This window comes from Trichocoleus sp. FACHB-591 (genome assembly GCF_014695845.1).
In the GTDB taxonomy this organism is placed as follows: domain Bacteria; phylum Cyanobacteriota; class Cyanobacteriia; order FACHB-46; family FACHB-46; genus Trichocoleus.
The window spans coordinates 1-9,661 of the sequence record NZ_JACJPA010000011.1 but is presented as its reverse complement, the minus strand read 5'-3'; the positions used below and the strand labels follow the sequence as shown (position 1 = coordinate 9,661).

At 48.5% G+C, this 9,661-nt stretch carries 9 protein-coding genes; all 9 read right to left on the bottom strand.

What is annotated here, in order from left to right; translation table 11 throughout:
* Positions 1-1,361: 1,361 nt before the first annotated feature.
* Positions 1,362-1,820: a GUN4 domain-containing protein gene (locus tag H6F90_RS00545; protein ID WP_190549269.1), complete on the bottom strand. Its 459-nt coding sequence runs from the start codon at positions 1,818-1,820 to the stop codon at positions 1,362-1,364.
* A gap of 42 nt (positions 1,821-1,862) precedes the next feature.
* Positions 1,863-2,126, bottom strand: coding sequence for a hypothetical protein (locus tag H6F90_RS00540; protein WP_190549267.1), 264 nt, complete (start codon positions 2,124-2,126; stop codon positions 1,863-1,865).
* Between the two features lie 211 nt (positions 2,127-2,337).
* Complete coding sequence (locus tag H6F90_RS30440; protein ID WP_242024254.1) at positions 2,338-2,742, bottom strand: transposase family protein; 405 nt, start codon at positions 2,740-2,742, stop codon at positions 2,338-2,340.
* Between the two features lie 8 nt (positions 2,743-2,750).
* Positions 2,751-3,185: a transposase family protein gene (locus H6F90_RS30435; protein ID WP_242024253.1), complete on the bottom strand. Its 435-nt coding sequence runs from the start codon at positions 3,183-3,185 to the stop codon at positions 2,751-2,753.
* A 183-nt stretch (positions 3,186-3,368) separates the two neighbouring features.
* Entirely contained in the window at positions 3,369-7,226 is a 3,858-nt protein-coding gene (locus H6F90_RS00530; RefSeq protein WP_190549265.1) for a DUF4347 domain-containing protein, read from the bottom strand.
* A gap of 732 nt (positions 7,227-7,958) precedes the next feature.
* Complete coding sequence (locus H6F90_RS00525; RefSeq protein ID WP_190549262.1) at positions 7,959-8,288, bottom strand: hypothetical protein; 330 nt, start codon at positions 8,286-8,288, stop codon at positions 7,959-7,961.
* Positions 8,289-8,339: 51 nt separating this feature from the next.
* Positions 8,340-8,621 carry an antibiotic biosynthesis monooxygenase gene (locus H6F90_RS00520; protein ID WP_190549261.1) on the bottom strand — a complete coding sequence of 94 codons (282 nt, stop codon included), beginning with the start codon at positions 8,619-8,621 and terminating at the stop codon, positions 8,340-8,342.
* Between the two features lie 102 nt (positions 8,622-8,723).
* Positions 8,724-9,152: a hypothetical protein gene (locus H6F90_RS00515; protein WP_190549259.1), complete on the bottom strand. Its 429-nt coding sequence runs from the start codon at positions 9,150-9,152 to the stop codon at positions 8,724-8,726.
* Positions 9,149-9,481: a hypothetical protein gene (locus H6F90_RS00510; RefSeq protein WP_199295633.1), complete on the bottom strand. Its 333-nt coding sequence runs from the start codon at positions 9,479-9,481 to the stop codon at positions 9,149-9,151. Before H6F90_RS00510 ends, H6F90_RS00515 begins: the two co-directional genes overlap by 4 nt.
* Positions 9,482-9,661 lie beyond the last annotated feature (180 nt).

The window sequence follows — 9,661 nt, the reverse complement described above, 5'->3', positions numbered from 1 at the left end:
GCGGGTACACAGTCCCACCCTTCCTTATTAGCAATTGTCTCAATCTGCGAAGTCGAGCAGGATGTTTGAAGCAGAATATGAGTACTACTCCGATCTCGCATGAAGTTATCGACGCTCTTTGCACCGCCCCCTTCCTTGCCTTGGACATGCCCCCACGGAAGAACTTCCAGAAGCGTTCCAAAGGCATCACCGAGGCAGACGAACCAGGACCCGGTCGGAAAGGGAGGACAGGGTGCCCTCAGGGCAGTGCAGTCGAGGAGTTTGGCGAGTCCCTTTGCAACGATTTCAGGATGACGCGCACTGAATGAAACATGATGCAACATAAGGAACCTTTTCGCAAGTTGTATTGACGAGCAATTCTGGTAGCTAGCCCTAACCGACCGTCACAGTGCAAGATAGAGCTACAGACGTTCAGTTAGGACGCTGGATTGTCAGCAATGCAAAAATGAGCTTAAGCTTATTGTCCTAATAGAGGTAGCTACAACTACAATTTGCTGAATTTCTGAATGCCGAACTATTAATCAGACTGAACTGGTTCGGGCTATCTGTTAGAGGTAATTAACCCGAATCGATTCTGCCTAATCTCCCAGACATGAGATAGACGAAATCCAGGGTATTGACATGGAACCTAACCTCGATACTTTCGAGAACCAATGGCTCCGTAAACTCCTAAAAAGATAAGCAGTAAGGCTAACGGCCAATTGCTCTTATCAAGTCCCTTCTGAGTAAAAATCCCTACTATAGCTGAAGCGATCAGAAGAATAAGGTTGCTTAAAGCTGACCTCTGATCTTCTGCTTGCTTGACCTCAGCCCATCTCTGCTCGCAAAGTTTCAGCAAAACATCTGTTGAATCTGCCATCTCGTTCTGATCTTGAAGTATAAGTTGGACTCTGAGTTCACTCTGGACTCTACTGCTTCGGGGAAAATTTCTATAAAAACCCCTGTGGAATTTTCTATGATTCGAATTCTACATAGTCCTATTTCAGATCGCCTTCTACCTGTAAAAGAGGGTGTATCGACCCAATTACTTCTGGTATTGCAGAAAGGAAAACAACCAAATTGTGGACAAGTGTACGATCGCGCCACTAGTCCACAATTTAGACATCTTTTTGCAGTGACTCTGGGTTGATAGGGCGATCGCTCGTGCTTGTTCTGAGATGCGATGTTTACCTCAATGAAGATGAATAGGAGCCTTGAGATTTCTTGTCTCCTGCTTTCCCGAGCGCTGAACTGAGGCAGATGCTGGCCTAAGAATGGGTCTGGATAACGGTAGCGTTCACCCGCCGATGTAACCTTTAGACCCTTGCCAACTCCTTCAAGCATCATGCTCCTGTTGATTAGCCCGCATTTTCACAGACAAGCTATACATTCTTAGCAGCAACGATGTAAGAGAAACGACGAATCAAACTACCCATACTTCTCCCATGTCCTATAGGCAGATGCCCATATGGCGCATTAAGGCTAAAGTTCAAATCTTCATACCCCACCCATTGACTACGATTGTTTATCCAACCCACCCGCTGGGCGAACTTATCAATTTTTTCCTGCTCAAAGTCGCTATCTCCCGACTCCCAAGATGACGAGTAGTTGTAATGAGGAGGGGCAGCTATTGCACAACCAACCTCCTGCCAAATTTGGCTTTGGATGCTGAACCCAAAACGCCCAGCACTAAATCTTGTCCAAAGCTCATCTAAGATGAGCAAGTCTGTTGATGATTGCTGCATCAGAAGCGTAGTGGCTTGATCCGCTTCTTTCCATTGGTTACTTTCCAGATAGTTGGACAAAGTTTGATAGTGCTCATCGGGTAATTGCTGCGACATATTGCACGAGTCTCCTCTGGCTTGCCTTTACTATTCAGCTAACTATTGTTGAGCTGTCTGAGGTAAATAAGCAAAACAGTTCCGTATATCTTCACAGGTAGCACAGCTTTCAAAGCTGCCATTGAAAAACTGATGCGCGATCGCGGCTTGACTATTGAGCGATCGCCCCTTCGCCTCCCCACCCACCTCAACTTTTGAATTGGCCCCTTTTAACTTAAACCCCACCTGCACAGCGTTAAAGCTCAAAAAGCCCAATTCAAGCCAATTCAAAAATCCGATCGCCTGCCCCACCAAGCATCCCAGCACCTAGCCTACTCACGAAAACCACCCCGACGAGCACTAACAACGGCACTCCAAGGGATCTTCATGGGACCATAAGGGCACCTTGGGAGTACGACGATCGCATGACTAAGGAGGAAAGACTTGGTAGCGCGATCGCCCCTTTACCTCTTGCACTTCACCAAAGCGATCGCCTCTCTTACACCTCTGCCCCTATCACTAGAAGTAAGCATCTACATTAGACATCCTGCATGAATGGAAAAGGGTGTGCCAGTTCGTAGTTGAGTAAGCCAGCAATCAGGTTTATGCGCAAGCCAAACCGCCTTCTACGATTGCGATACCGACCTGAGAAAATGCGGAAGATCTTGAAACGACAAATCACATGCTCGACTCTCACTCGCAATCGAGCTAAGGCCCGATTATGCTGCTTTTCCTCTTTAGCTAAAGGCTGCTGACGTCGCTTCTTGGTGGGGGTACAAGCCCCAGCATGACGTTTGGCAAATCCTTGGTATCCTCGGTCCGCTAAACACAACTGGGACGAGACAAACGGCAAGCGACTGCGCTTGAGCAACTTGAAGTCATGCGTCCTGCCCGTGTCTACAGCCGTACAAATGATTTGTCCGCTTTCCCACTCCACCACCAACTGCGCTTTTAGCGTGTGGCAGCGCTGCTTGCCACTGTAGTAGCGTCTTTGTTTTTTTGGGGACGTTCAATCTCTACCTCACCGACATCGACCACCATCACCTTCCACTCCCAGCCAGGTTGGTACAACTGACGCTGACTCGGGAGACGAAACTTGCCACTCTTGATCAGCAGGTCTTCCACTTTTTTCACAATGCGTCCGACGGTGGTTTCATGCAATCCCCAACTCACCGCGATGTGAAATTGGCTGCGATACTCTCGCCAGTACGCCAAGGCCACTAGTACCTGGTCTTCGACACTCAGCTTCGCTTGTCCCCCTCGGCGGCCTTGGCGATCTAGGGAGGGACGTACCACCTCGACCATCCCATGGAAAGCGCCACGGCTCACCCCGCACCAGCGCTTGAACTCTCGATTGGATAAATGCTCTAACTCCTGGTACTGCATCGCTGCTTTTGGAACTCATGCTTATTCAAAATTTAGCGTCCTTTTCTTCCCTGCGACCGCCCACTGGTATACCCTTTCCCATTCATGCAGGATGTCTATTGGAAAACCTGACCCAAGTAGAACTAGGCCAGGTTAATAGTCAATCAATACCTATTTCAACAGAAACCGCTCTGTCTTCGATTGCTAAGCCAATGGAGCAGCAGCAAAGATAAAACTGTTGCTGTTTAGGTTGGTGGCTTGCACGCCTGCTAGAGTTGCTAACTCCTTGCCTAATGCACTCACTGATGTATTTGCACCTTGCTGAGTAATGTTCAGGTCACCAATACCAGTTACTCCCGACAGCCCATTAATCACGATCGCATCGACTCCGACCTCGAAATCGGTCACGGTGTTCGCAGTTCTTGGCATGATTTGGTCAGCTACCCAAAACTGATCGCTGCCTTGTCCACCAGTCATTACAACACGACCGCTAGCACCGCCATAGAGAATGTCATCGCCATCGCCACCATCAAGACTAACTGGCGCAACAGTAAATCGGCCTTCACTCTCACCGAACTGGATGAAGTGGTCAAAGCCACTCTTGAATGCACCACCTGCTACCGCAGCAGCGACATCAAAATTTTGTGAAAGGTAATCGCTTTCGTTGTACAACTCACTCGAAGTCCGTCCTTCTGTTTGACCAAACTGAATGAAGTGATCAAAGCCACTCTTGAAGACTCCGCTAGCAACAGCGGCTGCTACATCCGAGTTTTGAGAGAGGTAGAAGCCTTCTCTAAAGAGTAGATTGTCTTCTCGGCCTTCTTTCGCGCCAAACTGGATGAAGTGAGCAAAGCCGCTTGTGAAGGCTCCACCTGACACTGCGGCAGCTACATCGGGATTTTCAGAGAGATATAAGCTATTGCTGAATGACGGGCTGGGATCTCGTCCCTCGGGTCCGCCAAATTGAGTAAAGTGCTGAAAACCGCTCTTGAAGATACCCCTGGCTACTGCATCCGCGATATCAGGGTTATTAGAGAGATAGAAGCTCTCGTCGTACAAGGCGCTAGGGTTACGGCCCTCAAACTGCCCGAATTCTTGGAAGTGAGCAAAACCGCTGCGGAAGACACGTCCAGAGACGGCGGCTGCCACATCAGGATTGTGGAAAAGGTAATAACCCTCATCGAAAATTGCAGCGTTGCCGTTAGAAAGGCGACCTTCACTCTGCCCAAATTGGCTAAAGTGATCGAAGCCACTTTTGAAGACACCTGCGGATACTGCACCTGCAACATCTAAGTACTGAGAGAGATAGAAATTCTCATCAAAGGCTGCAAGCTCTGTACCAGCCTTGCCTAGGAACTGAGCTCGTTGAACGGCATTAAATACCAGAGGAAGGTCGTCTGGTGCAGTCAGGATGTCGTTACCATCCATATTTTCTGGCACGTTATTAACGTTAATCGCCAAGGATTGCTCCAGGAACTCTCCGCCTTGGTCAGTGGTACGCACCCGGATGTTATAGCTCGACTTAGCTTCATAATTGGGAGAAACATTTAGCTGCAACTCGTTGCCCACAATGGAGAAGGTGCTATTGTCTGCATCTCCGTTGCCTGTCGCTAGGGAGTAGGTGAAGCTGTTGCCTGTATCAGGGTCAGTGCTGATGAAGGTGCCAACCACGCTATTGGCTGCAACATTCTCATCGACGCTGCTAGCACTGAGGTTGGAAGCGGTGGGTGCTTCATTGAGGTCGTTGACGTTGACCGTCAGTTCTTTGTCGTAGGACAGCCCGCCTTGGTCAGTGGTACGCACCCGAATGTTGTAGCTCGACTGACTCTCGAAGTTGGGGGAGCTGTTGAGGCGCAACTCGTTGCCCACAATGCTGAAGGCGCTGTTGCCCGTATCTCCTGTGCCTGGAACGAGTGAGTAGGTGAAGCTGTTGCCTGTATCAGGATCAGTGCTGGTGAAGGTGCCAACCACACTATTGGCTACGACATTCTCATCGATGCTGCTAGCACTGAGGTTGGAAGCGGTGGGTGCTTCATTGAGGTCATTGACGCTGACCGTTAGTTCCTTGTCATAGGACAGCCCCCCTTGGTCAGTGGTGCGTACCCGAATGTTGTAGCTCGACTGGCTCTCGAAGTTGGGAGAGTTGTTAAGGCGCAACTCGTTGCCCACAATGCTGAAGGCACTGTTGCCCGTATCTCCTGTGCCTGGAACGAGTGAGTAGGTGAAGCTGTTGCCTGTGTCAGGGTCAGTGCTGGTGAAGGTGCCAACCACACTATTGGCTACGACATTCTCATCGATGCTGCTAGCACTGAGGTTGAGAGCAGTGGGGGCTTCTTTGAGGTCGTTGACGTTAACCGTCAGCTGCCTTTCATAGATCAGCCCGTCTTGATCGGTTGAGCGTACCCGAATACTGTAGCTTGGCTTGCTCTCAAAGTCGGGGGAAAAGTTAATTTTCAGTTGGCCGTCGGCAATGGTGAAGGCACTATTATCGGTATCGCCGCTTCCTGTTACTAAAGTGTAGGAAAATGTACTACCTCCCTCAAAGTCAAGGGTGCTGAAGGTACCAACAACGGTGTCAGGTGCAACATTTTCATTAATTCTTTTGGTGCTGAGTCCGAGGAGTTCACTCTCATCCAAGCTAGTGTAATACTCAAATGTTGCCGAGCCTCCAGCAAGTAAGGTACCACCATCAAAGGTGATAAACATGCCAACATCCGCAGTGCTTTTGTAGCCTGTTGACTGAGGACTGTCATAAGCGGCTGGAGCATACAGAGACGGAGGAGTTAACCCAGAAGTTGAGAAGCCTCCTCTTGCTCGAGGATCGCGGCTAAAGAAAGAAATGGGCGCGTTAGAGCCGCCGCTCAAAGCTGAGTAAGCTCCTCCAGGCGATTCGACCGCCTGGACTGCCGTATATCCCTCAGATGCCACTGTCCCGATTACCTCATTGGAGGTGGCAGTAGATCCGCCAACATCGCTCGTGTTATCCGGGTCGAACGAGCGCATGAAACGAACGGAATCTAGCGTTGATCCACCAATGTTTGTTAGCGTGACAGTATTCTTGAAAAATTTATTGTCAACCTCAAAAGAGATGTTTTGAGTAATCTGAAGGTTGCCGCCTAAAATTCCAACAACCTGAGCAGAGAGACTAGTCCCAGACGAGGTGTTTGTAATTCCTGTAATGGTAATGGTGTCACTGCCCGCCTGTGCTGCTACTCCAGTTGTAGCAACACCTCCAATTTTATAACCCGCAACAAAGCGCTCTTCTGGTGTCCCTGGAAGGAAGTAATCGATCCGAAGATCAGCGCCAGTACCAAACCCATCGGTATCGCTAAGCATACCAATGCCAGCCCCAGACCTCCGGGCGAAGAAGCCAGTTGGAATGGTGTCCCCTCCAAAAGAGCCGTCGTTATCGATGCCAAGTTGGATATAGTTGCCGCCGAGATAGACTTCAGGGGCGGCTCCAGTACCTACTGTGGTACTTCTGGGCCCGGGTAGCTCAAAGGTGCCAACGTAAGTGTTCAGGGTAGTTTCGTCGAATGCTAGAGCTGCTTGAAGTGATTGGGTTGTCTTAGCAACGACGTTTAACAGCCAGCTACCCCCTTCTCTCTCGCTGCCTACGCGCGTCTTAGAAGCTGCAACTGCTGCACCTGTTAAGTGTGCCAATCGCTCGACAAACTGGTTGCCTTGCGCTCCAGCTGCCACATTACAGCCATAGAGCAGAATCCCTGCATCGGCGCTCAACGATTGCCGCCATTGCCCAACATTCGACTTTGCCAGGTCGTCTACTCCGATGCTTGATTTCCCGATGAGTATATGCCCTGGCGCACCGTGAGAAACAATATGAACAGCACGAATATTCTGCCGCTGTTTCAATACACTGCTAATTTGTTCAATCCCATCCTCTTCAGGATGCAAGACAAATACTTCTGCACCCGGAATTACTCCATCGACCAGTTGGGAGTAGTTTGCAACTCCGGAGTCAATAATGACAAGAATGTTCTTGCTGGAAGACTGGAGCGAGATGCTGGACTCTTGGAGAGAATTTAGAGTGTTAGCTTGCATATTAGATGTTGAATTCTTTAGGTGATGTCAGTTCGGTGTAAGCAGTGAAATACTGTGTAGGAATAGAGAAAGCAAAGGCTGTGGAACTTCGTTTTACTGAGTTAAAATCTCAATTTCTTCTTGGCTTTGGGTAGTAATTTATACTAAACACACTGGAACAGTATTGTAATGTGGATTCATCAAAGAAATCTCAAGAGAAGCTAAACCTTTGGCTTAGTTTATGAAGTGGGTCTAAAGAGTATTTGGGTTCATACATTTATTGGCAGTTGAGTTAGCAAGTATCTGTTTATACTGCCCAAGCGGATGAAGGATATTGCTACGAGAAATTAGGCCAAATTGCTGAATTATCTAGCCAACAACGCAATCTCAGTGATTTGACCCTCTCGTCGTAAAACTTAGATTTTTCCGCTGTAGCTTCCCATGAAGGTTAATCGTCACGGCAAGGCCAAACTCCTCACATCCAACGAAGTAACCCAACTACTCGAGTAGGGCTAACTAATGCAGGGGATAGAGCTTTGCATCTATAGGCCTAGTGGTGCGCGATCGCCTGAATCAGAAGTCGAGCTGACTGCCTTGCGTCTGCAACGGGATGATGCACGGTCAATTCATTAGGGAGTCAATCATACTTCGCTAATGGGTCCATCCCTGCCAGCAATAAAGCTGTTGCAATTTCATTAAGTAAACATGGGCAATTCCACGCACGATGCTCTGGACTATCATCAACGCAAGCAGTCAAGAATCTTGCTTCAATAGACCAGCCACAATCGGCCCAAAGCGTAGCTTCTTTCGGCTTCCATGCCATCCATGTGGCCCAAAACTTCTGTCGCACCTTAAACACGCTAGAGCAGTTGGGCTGTGGAAGATGTGGATAGACATTCTCTTCAATCCATTGGCGATCGCTGTCTGCGCGAGAATTCCCACGAAAAAAGCAGGGCCGAAACCCTGCTCTGTGGCTGTGTGTAGTTGACTATTTGGCTTTAGTTTTCGATATTTTTCCCAGCGGCTTCTTAGAGCATTCGCTATTTGCTGCTTGCCTTCTGGTGTGGCACAGCGCTTCTTCATGGATTCCTTCCGCTGCGTAATAGTAATTCATGAATACAACAGCTTACGCCTCTACAAAATACCTGACTCTAGTTGCTCTAAATATATGAAGTCAGGAGACTTTACTCCAGCATCAGCTCTTATTCTCACAAGTTCAGGAGATTCAAAAAATCGCTTGGCATCCTCTATTGATGTCCAGGATGAGAAATGCACCACTTTGTTAGGATTACTTTCATACTTCAAGACCTGATACGCTCTCTCTCCAGCTTCCCTTCTGATATCGGAGGCATCATCGAAAATCTTCTTCCATGACTCATAGTCTTCAACTTCATGAATAATCAACACATATTGCATGTTTTTTCTAACTTCTAGTATTTTGATTGACTGAATAAATGCTTCGGCCTGCGTTAGCTGATTGGACTCAGAAAGTGTTTGTAAATAGGAGTAATCTGGGGCTCATTGTAATATCCCGTATCGCTCCGCTACCAAAGCAACGATCACTACAACGACAGTGAGCTTAAAAGCGTTACGAGTGGTTGGTGCAATCCGAGCTTCTTCCTGATCCTCCTCTGTCTTGGCCTGGGTGAAGCGTCGGTTTTGGATAGCAAAGTAGAGTACCTGAGAGCCTGTTAGCAGTCCTAAGGGGATGAGTGCCCAACGGCTTGCGAATGCCAATCCCACCCCGCTGAGTAGGGTCAAAATCCCCCCAATGAAAATAAAGCGACTTACTAAGCGATCCTCCTTTTCCTGCGTAATGGCTTCCAGGGCAGTGTCCAGAAAATGGGCTTGTCGCGCCTTTTGCATCGTTAAAGCGCCACCGAGTACCCAGAAGACTCCAAAGCAGCGTAGCAGCCATTCCAGAGACAGTGCGATCGCATCCATCATAAATCTCCTTCCCAGATAATTTCGTATTCCTGACTCAGCTCCGAACGAACTCTTGCTAATAGCTCTTTCACCGCAGTTTGAAAGCGATCGCTTTCTTCCGGTTGCCACGGGGTAGGGCCAAGGGGATCGCTCCAGTCCAAGGCTGTATCATGCCATCTACCGAGCGATCGCAATTGTTCAGAGATGTCAGCGTTGAGTCCTAATTCTTCAGGTTCAATCGGACCTACGTCAAATTTATTCCGTGCCACATCATTACCGCACCAAAACGGTGAATCACAGCCCCAGTCATAAAAAAATCGAATTTGGCAATTCTGCGTTGATTGATTCACAATGCTTTTACCCTGCAATGGATCATGTAGCGATCGTTCCAGTCTTCTACGCTCTCTTTAACTCCAACAGAACTTACGCAAAAGTCATTTGAACGGACGGATGCTTGAGTTGCTCCTTGAGATACTCAGAGAGCATCCCGTGCTTGATTTGATAGATAGTTCTACCACTTTCGTAGGCAA